General features: G+C 64.0%; 17 protein-coding genes, 1 tRNA gene and 1 pseudogene. 8 read left to right on the top strand and 11 right to left on the bottom strand.

Annotated elements, in window-relative coordinates; genetic code table 11:
* The first annotated feature begins 102 nt into the window (after nucleotides 1–102).
* From serS to V474_RS00470, 4 genes are all read left to right on the top strand, one after another.
* The gene (gene serS / locus V474_RS00485) at nucleotides 103–1,383 is read left to right on the top strand and encodes a serine--tRNA ligase (protein WP_059149634.1); all 1,281 of its coding nucleotides are present in this window, start codon (nucleotides 103–105) and stop codon (nucleotides 1,381–1,383) included.
* A gap of 181 nt (nucleotides 1,384–1,564) precedes the next feature.
* The gene (surE, locus tag V474_RS00480; protein ID WP_059149633.1) at nucleotides 1,565–2,329 is read left to right on the top strand and encodes a 5'/3'-nucleotidase SurE; all 765 of its coding nucleotides are present in this window, start codon (nucleotides 1,565–1,567) and stop codon (nucleotides 2,327–2,329) included.
* Nucleotides 2,326–3,420 carry a LysM peptidoglycan-binding domain-containing M23 family metallopeptidase gene (locus V474_RS00475; RefSeq protein WP_059149632.1) on the top strand — a complete coding sequence of 365 codons (1,095 nt, stop codon included), beginning with the start codon at nucleotides 2,326–2,328 and terminating at the stop codon, nucleotides 3,418–3,420. Before surE ends, V474_RS00475 begins: the two co-directional genes overlap by 4 nt.
* A 5-nt stretch (nucleotides 3,421–3,425) precedes the next feature.
* On the top strand, nucleotides 3,426–4,472 hold the full coding sequence (locus tag V474_RS00470) for a potassium channel family protein (RefSeq protein ID WP_059149631.1): 1,047 nt from the start codon (nucleotides 3,426–3,428) through the stop codon (nucleotides 4,470–4,472).
* Nucleotides 4,473–4,478: 6 nt separating this feature from the next.
* Here V474_RS00470 and V474_RS00465 read toward each other — a convergent pair whose 3' ends face one another.
* Nucleotides 4,479–4,871: a DUF1761 domain-containing protein gene (locus V474_RS00465; protein ID WP_059149630.1), complete on the bottom strand. Its 393-nt coding sequence runs from the start codon at nucleotides 4,869–4,871 to the stop codon at nucleotides 4,479–4,481.
* Between the two features lie 145 nt (nucleotides 4,872–5,016).
* Between V474_RS00465 and rimO the strand changes: the two genes are divergently transcribed.
* From rimO to V474_RS00450, 3 genes are all read left to right on the top strand, one after another.
* Nucleotides 5,017–6,399 carry a 30S ribosomal protein S12 methylthiotransferase RimO gene (gene rimO / locus V474_RS00460; protein ID WP_059149629.1) on the top strand — a complete coding sequence of 461 codons (1,383 nt, stop codon included), beginning with the start codon at nucleotides 5,017–5,019 and terminating at the stop codon, nucleotides 6,397–6,399.
* A gap of 449 nt (nucleotides 6,400–6,848) precedes the next feature.
* Nucleotides 6,849–7,610: a competence/damage-inducible protein A gene (locus V474_RS00455; protein ID WP_059149628.1), complete on the top strand. Its 762-nt coding sequence runs from the start codon at nucleotides 6,849–6,851 to the stop codon at nucleotides 7,608–7,610.
* Nucleotides 7,600–8,151: a hypothetical protein gene (locus V474_RS00450; RefSeq protein ID WP_059149627.1), complete on the top strand. Its 552-nt coding sequence runs from the start codon at nucleotides 7,600–7,602 to the stop codon at nucleotides 8,149–8,151. The genes V474_RS00455 and V474_RS00450 overlap by 11 nt, the downstream gene beginning before the upstream one ends.
* A gap of 43 nt (nucleotides 8,152–8,194) precedes the next feature.
* On the opposite strand, the gene V474_RS00445 is transcribed toward V474_RS00450, so the two are convergent.
* The 8 genes from V474_RS00445 to V474_RS00410 all read right to left on the bottom strand — a co-directional run bounded on the left by V474_RS00445 (nucleotide 8,195) and on the right by V474_RS00410 (nucleotide 14,488).
* Nucleotides 8,195–9,043 carry a TauD/TfdA dioxygenase family protein gene (locus V474_RS00445; protein WP_059149626.1) on the bottom strand — a complete coding sequence of 283 codons (849 nt, stop codon included), beginning with the start codon at nucleotides 9,041–9,043 and terminating at the stop codon, nucleotides 8,195–8,197.
* A 200-nt stretch (nucleotides 9,044–9,243) separates the two neighbouring features.
* Entirely contained in the window at nucleotides 9,244–9,942 is a 699-nt protein-coding gene (gene rplA, locus V474_RS00440; protein ID WP_059149625.1) for a 50S ribosomal protein L1, read from the bottom strand.
* A 3-nt stretch (nucleotides 9,943–9,945) separates the two neighbouring features.
* Nucleotides 9,946–10,377, bottom strand: coding sequence for a 50S ribosomal protein L11 (rplK, locus tag V474_RS00435; protein ID WP_059149624.1), 432 nt, complete (start codon nucleotides 10,375–10,377; stop codon nucleotides 9,946–9,948).
* Between the two features lie 166 nt (nucleotides 10,378–10,543).
* The gene (locus V474_RS00430; protein ID WP_059149623.1) at nucleotides 10,544–11,587 is read right to left on the bottom strand and encodes an acyltransferase family protein; all 1,044 of its coding nucleotides are present in this window, start codon (nucleotides 11,585–11,587) and stop codon (nucleotides 10,544–10,546) included.
* A gap of 140 nt (nucleotides 11,588–11,727) precedes the next feature.
* Complete coding sequence (nusG, locus tag V474_RS00425; RefSeq protein ID WP_043976375.1) at nucleotides 11,728–12,264, bottom strand: transcription termination/antitermination protein NusG; 537 nt, start codon at nucleotides 12,262–12,264, stop codon at nucleotides 11,728–11,730.
* A 28-nt stretch (nucleotides 12,265–12,292) separates the two neighbouring features.
* Nucleotides 12,293–12,487 (bottom strand): preprotein translocase subunit SecE, encoded by a 195-nt coding sequence (gene secE / locus V474_RS00420; protein WP_043976377.1) that lies wholly within the window; start codon nucleotides 12,485–12,487, stop codon nucleotides 12,293–12,295.
* A 150-nt stretch (nucleotides 12,488–12,637) separates the two neighbouring features.
* The gene (locus V474_RS00415) at nucleotides 12,638–14,179 is read right to left on the bottom strand and encodes a hypothetical protein (RefSeq protein ID WP_059149622.1); all 1,542 of its coding nucleotides are present in this window, start codon (nucleotides 14,177–14,179) and stop codon (nucleotides 12,638–12,640) included.
* A gap of 233 nt (nucleotides 14,180–14,412) precedes the next feature.
* Nucleotides 14,413–14,488 (bottom strand) — tRNA-Trp (locus V474_RS00410).
* A gap of 155 nt (nucleotides 14,489–14,643) precedes the next feature.
* Here V474_RS00410 and aat point away from each other — a divergent pair.
* A complete protein-coding gene (aat, locus tag V474_RS00405; protein WP_236710468.1) occupies nucleotides 14,644–15,501 on the top strand; it encodes a leucyl/phenylalanyl-tRNA--protein transferase in 858 nt (285 codons plus the stop codon).
* A gap of 35 nt (nucleotides 15,502–15,536) precedes the next feature.
* On the opposite strand, the pseudogene V474_RS26440 reads toward aat, so the two are convergent.
* A pseudogene (locus V474_RS26440) lies at nucleotides 15,537–15,719 on the bottom strand (DUF2155 domain-containing protein); the annotation flags it as partial.
* A 245-nt stretch (nucleotides 15,720–15,964) separates the two neighbouring features.
* Entirely contained in the window at nucleotides 15,965–16,372 is a 408-nt protein-coding gene (locus V474_RS00395) for an NADH:ubiquinone oxidoreductase subunit NDUFA12 (protein WP_043976378.1), read from the bottom strand.
* Nucleotides 16,373–16,433: the final 61 nt, after the last annotated feature.

Here is a 16,433-nt window from a genome sequence, read left to right as displayed (position 1 = left end):
CGAGGATGGCCTGTTTGGCAATCGGCGGATAGCTCGACATTGGCGCCAAAATCTCCTTCGCGGCTTGCGAGCGCTTGGCCCGTTCGGCATAGGCGGCGTACCATGCATGACATCCGCCAGATCCGCGAAAACCCTGAAACCTTCGACGCCGGCCTCGCGCGCCGCGGCGTGGAGCCTGTCTCCGCCCGGCTCATCGCGCTGGACGAGCAGCGCCGCTCGGTCGCCACGCGGCTCCAGGAAGGCCAGAACCGGCGGAACGAGGCATCCAAGGCCATCGGCAAGGCCATGGGACAGGGCGACACCGCCGCCGCCGACGTGCTCAAGGCCGAAGTCGCGCTGCTGAAGGACACGCTCCCCGCGCTCGAAGCCGAGGAGAAGGACGTAGCCGCGCAGTTGCAGGACGCACTGGCCGGCCTGCCCAACATTCCAGTCGCCGAGGTCCCCGACGGCGAGGACGAGACACAGAACGTCGAAGTGCTCAAATGGGGCACGCCCGGTACGTTCGCCTTCACGCCCAAGGAACACGCCGATATCGGCCCCGCACTCGGCCTCGATTTCGAAATCGGCGCCAAGCTGTCGGGCGCGCGTTTCACCTTCCTCAAGGGCCAGATGGCGCGCCTGCACCGGGCGCTGGCGCAGTTCATGCTGGATACGCAGACAGCCTCCAACGGATTTCTGGAATGCAACGTGCCGCTGCTGGTCCGCGATGAAGCGGTCTACGGCACCGGCCAGCTTCCCAAGTTCTCGGAAGACCTGTTCCGCACCACGGATGGCCGCTGGCTGATCCCCACCGCCGAAGTCAGCCTCACCAATGCGGTGGCGGGCGAAATCCTCGACGCGGCCACGCTGCCGCTGCGGATGACGGCGCTGACCCCCTGCTTCCGTTCCGAGGCCGGTTCCGCGGGCCGCGATACGCGCGGGTTTATCCGCCAGCACCAGTTCGAGAAGGTGGAACTCGTCACCATCTGCCGCCCCGAGGACAGCGAGGGCGAGCACGAGAAGATGGTCGCCGCCGCCGAATCGATCCTGCAGGCGCTGGAACTGCCCTACCGCAAGGTGCTGCTCTGCGCCGGCGACATGGGCGCTACCGCGCGCCTCACCTACGACCTCGAAGTTTGGCTACCCGGCCAGCAGGCTTACCGCGAGATCAGCTCCATCTCGAACTGCGGCGACTATCAGGCCCGGCGCATGAACGCCCGCTACAAGCCCGAGGGCGCGAAGAAGACCGAATTCGTGCACACGCTGAACGGCTCCGGCCTCGCGGTCGGGCGCACGCTGGTCGCGGTCCTTGAGAACTATCAGCGGGAAGACGGCTCGGTTCTGGTGCCCGAGGCATTGAAGCCCTGGATGGGCGGGATCGAGAAGCTGGAAGCGCTGGCGTAGATATAGCGGGGCCTCGACAGGCTCAGCCTGAGCGGTTTTGAGAGGGTGTGGCACTGCCCTTCCCTGCCCCGCTCATGCTGGCCGTGTCGAAGCATCATGCCGAGCCTTTCGAAGGGTCTATTTCAACGCGGCGGCCGTCTTTCAGTAGCCCGGCCCAAGCGCTTATGGTTAAAGGCAAGTCATGCGCATCCTCCTGACCAACGACGACGGCATCAACGCTCCCGGCCTCTATGTGCTGGAGAAGATCGCCGCCCAGCTTTCCGACGACATCTGGATCTGCGCGCCGAGCGAGGAACAATCGGGCGCGGGCCATTCGCTCACCCTCACCCGCCCGGTCCGTATGCGCCAGCACGCCGAGCGCCGCTTTTCGGTAACCGGCACGCCGACTGATTCGGTGACGATGGCGCTGCGCAAGGCCATGCCCGGGCCGCCGGACCTGATCCTCTCGGGCGTCAATCGCGGCGCCAACCTTGGCGATGACGTGACCTATTCGGGCACCGTATCGGCCGCGCTGGAAGGCGCGCTGGCGGGTATCCGCTCGATCGCGCTGAGCCAGGTCTATTCGAAGGAAGGCCAGGGCGACGCGGTCAGTTTCGCCGCTGCCGAGGCATGGGGCGCCAAAGTGCTGCGCCCGCTGCTCGACCAGCCTTTCGCGCCGCGCACGCTGGTCAACGTCAACTTCCCGGCGCTTGCCCCGGACGAGGTCAAGGGCATTCGCGTGGTGCGCCAGGGCTTCCACGACTATGCGCGCGGTTCGGTCGTGGAAGGGACGGACCCTCGCGGGTTTCCGTACTTCTGGTTCGGCCTGCACGGAATCGAGCATACGCCCGGCCACAACACCGATCTCGAAGCCATCGCGGAAGGCTACGTCGCGGTCACTCCGTTGCAGCTCGACCTCACCCACGATGCCTCGCTGGCCTCGATCGCTCAGCGTTACGGCCAGTGAGCCGCGCCCTCCTCGCCGCCGGCGCTCTGCTGATGAGCGCCCCCGCCTACGCGGCTCCGCCCGAGGAAGAGACCTCCCACGTCGTCAAGGCAGGCGAAACGCTGGGCGGGATCGCCAATCGCGCGGGTGTACCGGCCACCGCCATCGTCAAGGCTAACGGGCTGAAAGAGCCTTACGTCGTGCGCCTCGGGCAGAAGCTGTCGATCCCGCGCGCGGCGAAAGTAACGGCAAAGCCGGTGCCCAAGCCCACGTCTTCTGCCGCAAGCGCAGAATTGTCCGCGAAAAAGGCCGAGAAGACCGCCGCCCGCGTGATCGAGGCGCGCCAGCCTGCTGGCAGGCCCGAAACCGAAACCTCGCATAAGGTCGGCGAAGGCGAGACGCTGGGCGGGATCGCCGCGCGTGCCAAGGTGCCGCGCGTCCTCATCATAGAGGCCAACGGGCTACAGGCGCCGTTCGACGTGCGGGTCGGCCAGACCCTGCGCATCCCCCGCACGCGCCGCCATGAAGTGAAGAACGGCGATACCGGTTTCTCGATCTCGCTCGATTACGCGGTGCCGTGGGAACAGATCGCGCTGGCCAACAACCTTGATGCGGATACCCCGGTGAAAGTCGGCCAGAACCTGCTGATCCCGACGCTGCTCGATCCGCCGGGTGCCAGCGCCAAGACATTGACGCCTTCGCCCAGGCTTGCGGCGGCCCCCGCGACATCGAAATCGACGCGTTTCGCCTGGCCGCTCTCTGGCCCGATCCGGCGCGGCTACGCCACCGGCAGCGATTACCACGACGGAGTCGACATCACCGCCCCCAAGGGCTCGATGGTGCGCGCCGCCGCCGCGGGAACCGTCACCTTCGCCGGCAAGGAAAAGGACCAGTTCGGTAATCTCGTTGTGCTCGACCATGGCAACGGCTGGTTCACCGCCTATGGCTTCCTCAGCCGCGTGACCGTAAAGGAAGGCGCCTCGGTCGCCGCCGGCGAGCGCATCGGCCTGGTGGGTGACACCGGCCTTGCCAAAGGCAGCGAACTGCACTTCGAAGTCCGCCAGGGCGGCAAGCCGGTCGATCCGCTGGACTCGCTGCCCAAGGCTCCCTGATCAACATGAGCAAAAGGCGCCCGCCCCTCGCCCTGACCAAGCCGCTACGCCGCGCCGTGGACCTGCCGGTCTGGGCGGACGTTGCGCTGCGGCTGGGCGGCGCCTTCGCTCTGGTGTTTTTCGTGGTCATTATCCACTGGATCGACCGCGACGGCCTCAAGGACACGCACGACGGCGCGGTCAGCTTCCTCGACGTGTTCTATTTCACGATGATCTCGATCACGACGACGGGGTTTGGCGACATCGCCCCGGTGAGCGACAAGTCGAGGCTGATCGAGGCGGTAATCGTCACCCCGATCCGATTCGCGGTGATTTTCATCTTCGTGGGTACCGCCTACAACTTCATCATCAAGCGCAGCTGGGAGACGTGGCGCATGAAGCGCATACAGGAACGCCTGGCCGACCATATCGTCGTGCTTGGATACGGCGTCAGCGGGTCGGAAGCCGTGCAGGAACTGATCGAGCGCGGCACCGACCCTTCATGCATCGTCGTTGTCGATCCCTCGGGCGGGCGCCTTCGGCTGGCGGAGCAGGTCGGCTGTAACGTGCTGGAAGGCGACGCCACCCGTGACGAGACGCTGGCGGCCGTCCGCATCGACCTCGCCCGCGCAATCCTGATCTCGGCCGGGCGCGACGATACGACGATCCTGATAGTCCTCACCGCGCGCCACGTGGCGCCAGGCGTGCCGATCACTGCGGTAGTGCGTGCGGACGACAACGAACTGCTCGCGCGGCAGGCCGGGGCCGACAACGTCATCAACCCGGTGCGCTTCACCGGGCTGTTGCTGGCGGGATCGGCGGAAGGCCAGCACATCGCCGAATACATGTCCGACCTGGCCTCAGTGGGCGGACGTGTTCAGTTGATAGAACGGCCGGTTGCCGCAAGCGAAATCGGCAAACCGCTGGAGCAGATCCATACCGGCAAGGGCCTGCGGATCTATCGCGGCGACAAGGCCATCGGTTTCTGGGAGGCTGAGGCGCACAGCCTGGAGCCGGGCGACATCATCGTCGAGATCGCCGCCACTTGCGTCAAGGAAGCGCCGGCGGACTGAATGCCGTCAGGCCAGAATCCAGAAAACCAGGCCCATGGCCAGGTATGCTACCAGCCAGAATGCGCAGTCGATCACCCGGCGCATCGGCTCGGTGCGATTGCGCAGGTGCGTTAGCCATACAGATGGGATGACGAAGGCAATGGCGACGCCGCCCGTCTGCATGAAGTAGAGCCATGGCTTGACCGCCAGCGTCTCCGCCCCGATCCGTGCGAAACTATGGCCGAGCATGATCGAACTGATCAGCAGGACCACCCCCGCAACCACGAAACCGCTGGCCCGCTCACCGTTACCCGAGATGAGCTGCCGCCCGCTGCGAAACACCGGACCATTCCATACGATCCCGATCGCCAGCGCGAGTGCGGCGGCAAGCACCACCGCAAGCCAGTTCACAGGACCCATCGCATCTTCCCTTTTTGTTCAATAGTGACCTGTCTTGCAGGCCACGAAGGGATACGCAAGCGCACTTGGCGAGCAGTGCTTTTGACACGCTGATTCGTTTTTCGTGACTCGGGCCGAGAATGAGAGTATCGGCCCCGCCAATCCCATGGCAATAGAAATCCCCAATCCGCCCAAGGTCGGCATGGTCAGCCTCGGCTGCCCCAAGGCGCTCGTAGATTCCGAGCGTATCCTCACGCGCCTGCGTGCCGACGGCTACACCATGAGCGCGGATTATTCCGGCGCCGACGTGGTCCTCGTCAACACCTGCGGTTTCCTTGATTCCGCGAAGGAAGAAAGCCTTGCCGCGATCGGCGAGGCGATCGCCGAAAACGGACGCGTCATCGTGACGGGCTGCATGGGCAACGAGGCCGATGTCATTCGCGCCAAATTCCCGCAGGTCCTGGCCGTCACCGGCGCGCACCAGTACGAAGCCGTCGTCGAGGCTGTCCACGAGGCTGCCCCGCCGGAACTGTCGCCTTACGTCGACCTGATCCCGCATGCCTATGACGAAGCCGGCGTGAAGCTGACCCCGCGTCACTACAGCTACCTCAAGATTTCCGAAGGCTGCAATCACGCCTGCTCCTTCTGCATCATCCCCAGCCTTCGCGGAAAGCTGGCAAGCCGGCGCATCGACGCCGTGCTGCGCGAGGCGGAAAAGCTGGTTCAAGCGGGAACGCGCGAACTTCTGGTCATCAGCCAGGACACCTCCGCTTACGGCGTCGACGTGCGCCACGAGGAGCGCATGTGGAAGGACCATGCCGTCCGCACCCACATGACCGACCTTGCACGCGAACTGGGACAGCTCAGCGATGCCCAGGGCCGCCGCCCCTGGGTCCGCATGCACTACGTATACCCCTATCCCCACGTCGACGCGGTGATCCCGCTGATGGCGGAAGGGCTGCTGACGCCGTACCTCGACATTCCGTTCCAGCACGCCGCGCCTTCGGTGCTCAAAGCCATGAAGCGCCCCGCCAACGAGGCAAAGGTGCTGGGCCGCTTGCGCAACTGGCGCGAAATCTGCCCGGACATCGCGATCCGGTCCAGCTTCGTCGTCGGTTTCCCCGGAGAAACCGAAGCGGATTTCGAATATCTGCTCGACTGGCTCGATGAAGCGCAGCTCGACCGGGTCGGCGCGTTCCGCTTCGAGCAAGTGGAAGGCGCTGCCGCCAACGCCCTCCCCGGCGCCGTGCCGGAAGAGGTCAAGGAGGAGCGCTACGCCCGCATCATGGAGAAGACCGCCGCAATCAGCGCGGCCAAACTCCAGGCCAAAGTGGGCCGCAAGCTGCAGGTCATCATCGACGAAATCGGTGATGCAGACGAGGAAGGCGATATCGGCGCAACCGGCCGCTCGCAGGCTGACGCCCCCGAGATCGACGGCAACGTGTTCCTCCGCGATGTCGGCGGTGCATTGCAAGTTGGTGATATTGTTGAAGTTATTGTCGAGGACGCTGATGAGCACGACCTTTACGGCGTGATCGACCCAGCCTGATCTCACATGAACCCCTATGGGTTGCATTCCTTGCAACGCATGTAAAGGTTTTCACATTTGCGGGAATCGCCAGTTCCCAGCATACGGATCAGGCCTTTCAGGCATCCTCTCCCAAAACTTTCATAGGGCTGGTCTTCGGACCGGCCCTTTCTTTTTGCGCTCGCGAAGTAGTTGAGACGGCCTCGCCGCAGCGCTTGCGCGCGTGCGCCCACACGATTTCGCAGTTGCATTATACGCAATATTGCTCAAGTTTTTCGCATTTGCAGCATAGGCGGCTCTGAGACATAAAGAGCGTGCCTTTCAGGCATCCTCTCCCAAAACTTCTCAGGGCTGGTCTTCGGACCGGCCCTTTCTTTTTGGGTGGTCACGGCGTTTTTCGCCCGTCGTCCGCGTTGCAACGCAGCGCACGGCACTAGCCCCAGGCGCACATTTGTCCTAGCGATGCGGGCATGGCCCCTACGCAGCGAATCTTCACAGCCGCCCTCGTCGTGATCGGCGATGAAATCCTGTCGGGACGCACCCACGACAAGAACATCGCCCAGATCGCAACCTGGTTGCAGATCCAAAGCATTCGCCTCAAGGAAGTGCGCGTGGTGGCCGACGACCCCGACGCCATCGTCGAGGCGGTAAACACCCTGCGGGCGCGCAACGATTACCTGTTCACCACAGGTGGCATCGGCCCGACCCACGACGACATCACTGTGGACGCCATCGCCCTGGCTTTGGGCGTACCCGCGATCGTCCATCCCGAGGCGCGGGCGATCCTGGAAAGCTACTACGAGACGCGCGGCGGCCTTACCGAAGCACGCCTGCGCATGGCGCGTACGCCGGAGGGCGCAAGCCTGATCCCCAACCGCTACACCGGCGCGCCGGGTATCCGCTGCGGCAACGTCTTCATCATGGCCGGTGTGCCCAGCATCACTGCCGGAATGCTCGATGCGCTTTCCGGTCAGCTCGAAGGCGGCGCGCCTCTACTGTCCGAGACGGTTGGCTGCTGGGTGGGTGAAAGCGAAGTCGCGCAGTTGCTTGGCGATACCGAAAAGGCTTTCGCGACCTGCCAGATCGGCTCCTACCCGTTCTGGGCGGAGGGACGCACCGGTGCCAACTTCGTGATCCGCTCGGTCAGCGCCGAGGACCTCGCCGCATGCAGCCGCGCGCTCATCGATGCGCTGGCGGCCATCGGCAAGCCGGCAGTGCCGGGTGGCATCTGAACTGCTGCTTGCTATCGCGGCAATGGCCGGCACTGTGATTGCTACCCCTACGCTTGAGGACTTCGAAGCCACCTTGCGCCGCCATGACAGCGCAACGCTGGCACTGGAGGAATGGTGCACAATACGCGGGCTGGCTGATCCGGCGCACGTCACCGCGCAGATGCTGGCGAATGCGCGTAGCGCGCCGCCCACTGACCTCTCCGCTGCGCTCGGCCTCGCCCCGGACGAGGCCTTGGCCCTGCGCAATGTCAGGCTGAGTTGCGGCGGCACGGTGCTGTCAGTAGCGTGGAACTGGTATGTCCCCTCACGCCTTACTGCGTCGATGAACGAGGCGCTGGCCCGAAGCGATGCGCCTTTCGGCAAAGTGGTCGCGCCGCTCGGCTTCCGGCGCAAGGCGCTCTCAACTGTAGCAGGCCCGGCGGAAAACTGCCCGGCGGACACGATCTCCACCCACCAGGCGATGCTGATGCTGCCCGATGGCCGCCCGCTCGCCTATCTGGTGGAATGCTACACAGCTGCCAACCTCGCGCCGCTGCGATGAAGAAAACGCGCCGTCTCGGATCAAATCCGGGACGACGCGAAGATCAGGCGGCCACAGCTTCCGTTCCGGCAATCGACGTGCGGTGCATCATCCGCCCGGTCGACTTGTCATAGGGGATTGCACGGTGCATCGCGCCGGTGTTGTCCCAGATCACGAAGTCGCCCTGGGTCCACTTGTGCCGCAGCGAAAACGCAGGCTGCGCCGCCCATTCCTGCAAGCGGATAAGCATCGCGCGCCCGGCCGGGACATTCATGCCGATAATGTGATCGGCAGTAGTGCCCACAACCATCGACTTACGGCCCGATTCGTGCGTCCAGACCAGCGGATGTTCCTTGACGAGGCCGATGCTGAGCACGCGCTCACGATGCTTTTCGGGAATGGCATCGGCGATCGGCGAGAGGCTGGCGCGCACCGAATGGACTGCCTTTAGCCCCTCAAGCGCTTCCTTTTCCTCGTTGGGCAGGCCCTCGTAGGCGGCGTAAGTGCTGGCGAATTCGGTTTCGCCGCCCTTGTCCGGTGCGATGCGGCAGGACAGCAGCGTCGCGAAAGGCGGCGGCATGTCCACGGTGATGCCGTCCATATGCCAGAAGAAAGTCCCCAGCACGTATTCCGGCTGCGGATTGATCTTCTCGTCAAGGGTGACCTGATAGACGTCACCGTCGTTGCTTTGGACGTTGTTGCGCGCGGTCAGGCGGATTTTTTCGCCCATTGCATTGGTGATGGTGAGTTGTTCGGCATCGGTGAGGTTCACCTGCGGGAAGACGAGCACTGTGCGCTCCTCCACCTTGGCGCGTATCAATTTCGCGGCCTCGGCCGTGAACAAGTCGGCGCGGTCGTCCCAGAGTACGCGCGAGCCGATGAATTCCTTGATGTCTTCGAAACGGATAGCCATTTGGCTGCCTCTCCCGGAGGTGTTGCTGAACATATGTACAGCACAGCATTACACTGGAATTTCGCAAGCGTAAACGGTCGGGGGAACGGGATCGCAAGGGCGTGCAAGCGCGGTACCGGTAGCCTGGCCTAACGCGCAAAAGAAAAGGGCCGGAAAGGTTTCCCCTCCCGGCCCTCAATCTGTTCAGCGGTCCTGAAGGATCAGGCGCCGGTAACCTCGGTGGTGTCGATCTTCAGGCCGGGACCCATCGACGACGACATCGAGATCTTGCGCAGGTACTTGCCCTTGGCGCCAGCAGGCTTGGCCTTGACGATCGCGTCGACGAATGCCGAGAAGTTCTTCGTCAGGTCTTCGTCCGAGAACGACATCTTGCCGATACCGGCGTGGATGATGCCCTGCTTCTCAACGCGGAACTCGATCTGGCCGCCCTTGGCGTCCTTCACGGCCTGCGTCACGTTCGGGGTGACCGTGCCCAGCTTCGGGTTCGGCATCAGGCCCTTGGGACCCAGCAGCTTACCGAGACGGCCCACGACGCCCATCATGTCCGGGGTGGCAATGACGCGGTCGTAGTTGAGGTTGCCGGCCTGCATGTCTTCCATGAGGTCTTCAGCGCCAACCTTGTCGGCACCAGCGGCGAGAGCCTCGGCAGCCTTGTCGCCCTTGGCGAACACGGCGACGCGGACTTCCTTGCCGGTACCGGCGGGAAGCGAAACCATGCCGCGGACCATCTGGTCGGCGTGGCGCGGATCGACGCCCAGGTTCAGCGCGACTTCGATGGTCTCGTCGAACTTGGTGGTCTTGAGGTCACGCAGGGCCTGCAGCGCTTCGCCAACGGCGTAGAGCTTCATGTTGTCGCCCAGCGTTTCGCCCAGGGACTTCTGCTTCTTGGTGGTCTTCATGGATTAGCCCTCCACAACCTGGAGGCCCATCGCGCGAGCGGAGCCTGCAATGATCTTCGTTGCCGCTTCAATGTCGTTGGCATTGAGGTCAGCCATCTTGACCTGAGCGATCTCGGACAGCTGCGACATCTTGATCGTTCCGGCAGACACCTTGCCCGGCTCCTTCGAACCCGACTTCAGGCCGGCGGCCTTCTTGATCAGGAACGTGGCGGGCGGCGTCTTCGTGATGAAGGTGAAGCTGCGATCCGCGTAGACGGTGATGATGGTCGGGATCGGCATGCCGTTCTCGAGTTCCTGCGTGGCGGCGTTGAACGCCTTGCAGAATTCCATGATGTTCACGCCGCGCTGACCCAGCGCCGGACCGATCGGCGGCGACGGGTTGGCCTTGCCGGCCGGAACCTGCAGCTTGATGTAACCTGTAATCTTCTTGGCCATGAGGCCGCTCCTTTTTCACACTGTCGCGCGCCCGAAAGCCGGGAACGCTCATGCCTAGCGGTTATGACGGGCGAACGAGCCGCCCTCCCGCAAGGGAATCAAACCGACGCAAGGCCGGTCCGAAGGGGGCGCCCCTAAACGAAATGCCGGCAAAAGGAAAGAGCGTTCAGGCGGGGCTGGTGCCGGGCACCGATTTCGCCGTTGACCGGCGCGCCCATCCGGCCCGGATCGCCCGGCGCGCGGGGACTTCGAAGCGGCGATAGACCAGTTCGCTCAGTGCCAGCACGATGGCCGCATAGGCCAGCGTGATGCCGCTGGCCTGCCATCCCGCACCTGCCGAATGCAGCAGGGGAATGACAGCAATCAGGACCGGGAAATGGATCAGATATACGGCATAGCTGCGATCGCCCAGCCACAGGAACACCCGGCCTCCCAACATCGGCGCCCGCAGCGCGAGGCAAAGTACCGCCGGCCAGGCTAGCAGGGAGATCGGCGGCAGCGAACTGCCCCTGCCCATGTCAATGCTCAAGCCTGCGATCAGGACGAGAGCGAAGACTGCTGTCGGCACCCTCGCCAGTCCGGCGCGGCAGCGCCACAGGACCTGGCCCGTGAAGAAACCGAGGAGACCACGCGGAACGCTGTCACCGGCCCAGGGGCCGCCCGGCGGGCCCTGCACGGCAAAGTGCACGAGCGCGACGAGGATTGCTGCCGCCGTAACGATCCGCAGGCCCTTCTCGCCCCGCACCGCGCCCAGCGCGAAAACGGCGTAGCAGACCACCTCGACCGAAATCGACCAGCTTGGCCCGTTGAACGTATGCGCCACCGGCTCAACGAAGGCCTGCATCATGAAAAGATGCGCGGCGAATGCATACCACGTGTTGCCGGTGGCCCCGGCGAACAGCAGGGCCCAGGCCAGCAGGGTCAGGAGGTGGAGGGGGTAAAGCCGGGCGAGGCGCGCCACCGCAAAATCACCGAACCGCCCCCGCTCCAGCGGCGCACCCTGCAAATAGACATGCGCGAAGATGTAGCCCGAGATCAGGAAGAAAAGGTCTACAAACGTCCAGCCCCAGTTCCGCAGCCAGAGTACCGCGCCGGGTGCATGGTCCATGATGCCCGGATCGAATCCGAGCAGCGGGTGATAGAAAAACGCGACGCCGCAGGCCGCAATGCCCCGCAATCCATCGAGCCTGTCCAGTCGTCTTGCCGTCATGCCGCGCAGTATGGCTCATACTGGTTAATTGAAGGTTTTCCGCCCCGGTAATGCAAGGCACCCCGCAAGCGCGAACGCCTACGGGGTGCCTTGCATTACCGGGGCGGCATGGGTGAACCCACCCCGACCGGGTGTAAGAATTACTTGCTGAGTTCGACGTGCTCGAATTCGAGTTCGACCGGCGTGGCGCGGCCGAAGATCGACACGGCGACCTTGACGCGGTTCTTGTCGAAGTCGAGCTCTTCCACGATGCCGTTGAAGCTGGCGAAGGGACCGTCGAGGACCTTCACCGAATCGCCGATCTCGTAGTCGATGCTGATCGTCTTCTTCGGGGCGGCGGCGGCGAGTTCGGCGGCGCCGAAGTAGCGCTTGGCCTCGTTCTCGCTGATCGCCTGCGGCTTGCCGCTGGAACCGAGGAAGCCGGTCACCTTGGGGGTGTTCTTCACAAGGTGGTAGACGTCGTCGCTAAGATGCAGCTTCGCAAGGACATAGCCGGGCATGGTCTTGCGCTCGACCTGTACCTTCTTGCCGCGCTTCACTTCGGTGATCGTCTCGGCGGGAACCTGTACGTCCTCGACGAGCTGGGAGAGGCCCATCCGCTCGGCTTCCGAGAGAATGGATTCCTTCACCTTGTTCTCGAAGCCGGAATAAGCGTGGATGATGTACCAGCGGGCCATGGTTGTCTCTTCGTGTCCTAAATCGCGATCACAGGGCCGACAGCAGCGAGCTGACGATCCAACCGAACAGCGCGTCGATACCCAGGAAGAACACAGCGAGAAGCACCGTCATGATGCCGACGAAGATCGCCGTCGTCACCGTCTCCTGGCGCGAGGGCCAATGGATCTTGCGCGCTTCCGCCTGGACCTGGCGCATGAATTCGCCGGGAGTAGTCTTGGCCATCTTACGTCGCTCTCTCGTGTCACTTGCCTGGTGCCCGACGAGATGCCGGGCGCGGAAAAATGTCTCGTGTCTTCCGGCTAGGGGCCATCGCCGCCCCGGCCGGGGCCGGGAGGGGCTAGTAAGGTCCGCTTGTCGGAAGGAAACGGGGACTTAGCTTCCGTCTGCCGGATTTGCAAGGTCCACCGCGTTAGGAAGCCGCGCAAGGAACGAGTTTGGCGTCGCATAGACGATCCGGGCGCCATCGGGCACCGCCACAGGCTTCTTCGTCCCTATGAACCAGAGGTAGTCGGCATGGCGCGCAGGCTTGAACTTGCGCAGGTCGATCCGCTGGCTCGGCGAGTAAAGAATCCGCTGCGTGGGATCGTTGAAGCGATAGCGCGTCTCACGCATCGAAAGCATGTGGACGTCGGGCAGCGCGAAGTTGGAATTCTCCATCGCGCTGCGGCGCACGACCGCGAAACTGCCGAAATGCTCGAACGGGCCGAACAGCCACTGGGTGCGCGGGATGGCCACCGCAGTCGCCACGCGCGAACCTTCGGGCACATGGTCGAGCGCGGCGATCAGCTGTTTTGCGGTCTGCCCGTCCTGGAACCACACCACGCTGGTCACGGCGATGCGGACGCTGAACAGCAGCCCCGCAAGAGCAAGGCCCCAGCGCGGCACCGGCCAGTCGATGGCCATGCAGGCCACCATCAACGCGGCAGTGCTGAGGCGGTAATCAGCATAGTCGCCGCCGAAAATCTGGCGCGGCACGATCAGCGTGAGGATCAGCAGGATCAGCGCCGCCCAGCCCACCCTTCCGTCGAAACGGCGGATCACAAGGGCGGCGGCCACCACCGCCAACACCAGACACAGACTGGTGATATCCAGCACCTGATCGTAGCTGCGCATCGATTTGTAGAGAATACCCCACTTGTACTCGAGCACACCCCAGCGGCCGTAAGACATCTTGCCGTTTGCCCCCATGCCCAGCAGCATCGGCAGCAGCGGGAAGATCAGCGGCCACGGCTTGAGGAACGGGCGCCAATCCAGCCAGCTTTGGCGGCGCGACCATTCATAGCCGAACATCAGCACGCCCATCACGCCCCAGCCGGAGACATGACAGATCCACACCACGAAGCTGACGGGGACCATCACCGCCCACCGCCAGCGCCAGCCCTCCAGCCGCACCCAGCCGGCGAACGCGAACAGCGCGAAGGCCAGCGACAGCGAATAATTGAGGAAGCCCATCAGCAGCGAAGGCGACCAGATCATCGCAAAGGCAAGGATTGCGCCCACACCGATTCGCTTTCTGAGGCTCCATTCCACCGCCATGATCGCCATGCCGCTGAGGAACGGGATCATCGCAACGATGAAGCGCCCCGCCTCTTCAAGGCCAAGCAAGGGGGTCAGCGGCACCATCAGCAGTTCGGCGCCAAGGTTTCCCGTCCATTCCCATTTGAACAGGAAATAACGCGTCAGGAACGGATCGTGCCCATGGTCGAGCATGACCTTGTACCCTGCAAGGTGCGAGGGATAGTCGGTCATCTGCGGGGTCCAAGCCAGCAGAACGGGCAGCATAGCCAGACAGGACAGAACGAAGCCCATCCACACCGCTTCGTGGCGGGTGCGGCGGTAACTGTCGCTTACCGGCGCGGTTTCGGGCGCGGTCGTTCCGGCAAGTTGCGTTTCAGGATGCGCGCTGGCGTGCATGTGAGACTGGATCTTTCCCCGCTGTACCCAACCCGGGAGCCGCGGCGCCAAGGCATGGGCCACGTCCGAATCGGCGGACGCGTTCTCCTAGTCCTCGCGGTGCAATAGGCAAGGGAATGCAATGCTATCGTGCGGCGCGCCCTGTCGCAACATGCGGCGAGCCCCGTGTCGCGCCGGGGCAGCAAAGGGGGCGTTCCCCGAGGGGAATATCATCACGATGTTTGGAAAGATGCTGGCAGGAGTGCACGGACTCGAACCGTGGGCCCTCGGTTTTGGAGACCGATGCTCTACCAACTGAGCTACACTCCTGCGGGCGGGCTGGCCTCTAGATCGACCTGCCGGGGATTACAAGCGATGATTGTGACGGAACGTCGGTTTGCACGTTCGGCTACGTCTGAGCATGCCGGAAACACCTTTCGGCATATCGATTCCCTTCCTCCGCCGCGATCTGCTAGGACGGTGACGTGCACGCGCCCCGATCCACTCCGATCATTGAGCCCGAACTGCTCATGCTCGCCTACCGCAGCGGGATTTTCCCGATGTCGGACAGCCGCGACGACCCGGAAATCTTCTGGATCGAGCCGCGCCAGCGCGCCATCCTGCCGCTGGAGGCGCTGCGCGTATCCCACTCGCTGACGCGCACCTTGCGCCGAGGACGATTTACGGTGACCTGTAACGAGGCCTTTTCCAAGGTCATGGATGCCTGCGCCGCGCCGCGCCGGATCAGGCCCGAGGATGAGGACACCGAGGACGGCGGCAGCTGGATCAGCGAACGCATCCAGGCCAGCTACGAGAATCTGCACTTCCTCGGCCACGCCCACTCGATTGAGGTCTGGCAAGAGGGTGAACATGGCCGCGAACTGGTCGGCGGACTTTACGGCGTCGGCTTCGACCGGGTGTTCTGCGGCGAATCGATGTTCTCACGGGTGAGCGATTCGTCGAAAGTAGCGCTGACCTGGCTTGTCGCGGCATTACGGCGCGGCGGCGCCAGCCTGCTGGACTGCCAGTTCATGACCGCTCACCTCGCCTCGCTGGGTGCGGTGGAAATGCCGCAAAAGCAGTATCTGAAGCTACTTCAGCGGGCCCAGATTGGGCCTGCCTCGCAGGCGGCCGATCACTGGATGACGGGTGCTTCGACCGGTTCGGGTTCGACCGGGGCCGGCGTGGTGGTGGGGGATGCGCTCGCCGCCGGCGAAGGCGAAGGCGAAGGTGTGCTGGCGCTGCCCGAGGCTTTCTTGGCGCTGCTGGACGATGCGGCATCCTGCGGGCTCGCTTCTTCGCCCGGAAAGCTCATTGCACAGGCCTTTACCCAAACGTCATAGATTGGATGTTCGACGACGTTGAGCGAGGGTGCGTTCTTGAACAGCCAGCCCGAGAAGACCTTGTGCCAGGCCAGCTTCTCGGCCGTGGTGCGCCGTTCTTCGACGAAAATCTGAACGAAGGCGCCTTCTTCCTGCGGCCGCTCCCACGGAAGCGACTTCTCACAAGTTGCAACCTTGACCACAAGATTGCCCAGGCGGCGCGACTCGCCCGGCTTCATCACCAGGTCCTGCGTGAGGTTGTTACGCTTATTGAGGACGCCGATCGTGACCACGCGGTCCTTGTTGGGTGTACCGATCTGCGCACCGCGCGCGGCCTGCGCAGGCCCCGCTTGCATCCCGGCGATCGCATCGGGGACGCCGGTGTCCTGTGCTTCAGGCGCGGGTTCACCGCTGCCGCAGGCCGCGAGGACCGACAGCAGCGAGAGTGCTAAAAGACCTTTCACCCGAATCACGAGAATCGCCCTCAGGCGTCCGGGGACCAGGCTTCGTAGTCGCCGGTCGCGGCAGCGCGGCGGCCGCCACGCTCGAGAGCGCCCTGCGGACGGTAGGCCGAAACGGTGCCGGTGGCGTTGGGGGTGTAATCCACTTCCCAGATACGCGGCGCCGGCAGGTGGCTTTCGGGCACGCCATCATAGGAATGGTGCAGCCAGCCGTGCCATTCGGAGGGGACGTTGCTGGCATCGTTGGCGCCGACGTAGATCACCCAGCGGCGCTCATAACCCTCGGTCGTCCTGACCTTGGCGCTCTTGGAACGAAAGTACTTGTTCCCTTGCGCGTCGGTGCCGACTTGCTCGCCGTTACGCGCGCTCCACAGCGAGGTGCCGATGGTGGCGCCGTCCCACCAGGTGAAGATATTGGACAGGATTCCCATGAGCCGCGCGTTAGCCTCTCTGCCCCCCCTAAGGCAAGCGCATTGAGCCGTCTTCCGGCCC

Origin of the sequence: Novosphingobium barchaimii LL02 (genome assembly GCF_001046635.1) — a bacterium.
GTDB lineage: Bacteria > Pseudomonadota > Alphaproteobacteria > Sphingomonadales > Sphingomonadaceae > Novosphingobium > Novosphingobium barchaimii.
This window is presented reverse-complemented; position numbering and strand designations above follow the sequence as displayed.

What these genes read in the sequence shown, in the direction of transcription:
- V474_RS00415 (WP_059149622.1), bottom strand. Translation starts at nt 14,179, where the DNA reads ATGCACGCCAGCGCGCATCCTGAAACGCAACTTGCCGGAACGACCGCG.
- secE (WP_043976377.1), bottom strand. Translation starts at nt 12,487, where the DNA reads ATGGCCAAGACTACTCCCGGCGAATTCATGCGCCAGGTCCAGGCGGAA.
- rplA (WP_059149625.1), bottom strand. Translation starts at nt 9,942, where the DNA reads ATGAAGACCACCAAGAAGCAGAAGTCCCTGGGCGAAACGCTGGGCGAC.
- rplK (WP_059149624.1), bottom strand. Translation starts at nt 10,377, where the DNA reads ATGGCCAAGAAGATTACAGGTTACATCAAGCTGCAGGTTCCGGCCGGC.
- V474_RS00455 (WP_059149628.1), top strand. Translation starts at nt 6,849, where the DNA reads ATGGCCCCTACGCAGCGAATCTTCACAGCCGCCCTCGTCGTGATCGGC.
- V474_RS00395 (WP_043976378.1), bottom strand. Translation starts at nt 16,372, where the DNA reads ATGGGAATCCTGTCCAATATCTTCACCTGGTGGGACGGCGCCACCATC.
- V474_RS00465 (WP_059149630.1), bottom strand. Translation starts at nt 4,871, where the DNA reads ATGGGTCCTGTGAACTGGCTTGCGGTGGTGCTTGCCGCCGCACTCGCG.
- serS (WP_059149634.1), top strand. Translation starts at nt 103, where the DNA reads ATGCATGACATCCGCCAGATCCGCGAAAACCCTGAAACCTTCGACGCC.
- rimO (WP_059149629.1), top strand. Translation starts at nt 5,017, where the DNA reads ATGGCAATAGAAATCCCCAATCCGCCCAAGGTCGGCATGGTCAGCCTC.
- surE (WP_059149633.1), top strand. Translation starts at nt 1,565, where the DNA reads ATGCGCATCCTCCTGACCAACGACGACGGCATCAACGCTCCCGGCCTC.
- V474_RS00430 (WP_059149623.1), bottom strand. Translation starts at nt 11,587, where the DNA reads ATGACGGCAAGACGACTGGACAGGCTCGATGGATTGCGGGGCATTGCG.
- V474_RS00470 (WP_059149631.1), top strand. Translation starts at nt 3,426, where the DNA reads ATGAGCAAAAGGCGCCCGCCCCTCGCCCTGACCAAGCCGCTACGCCGC.
- nusG (WP_043976375.1), bottom strand. Translation starts at nt 12,264, where the DNA reads ATGGCCCGCTGGTACATCATCCACGCTTATTCCGGCTTCGAGAACAAG.
- V474_RS00445 (WP_059149626.1), bottom strand. Translation starts at nt 9,043, where the DNA reads ATGGCTATCCGTTTCGAAGACATCAAGGAATTCATCGGCTCGCGCGTA.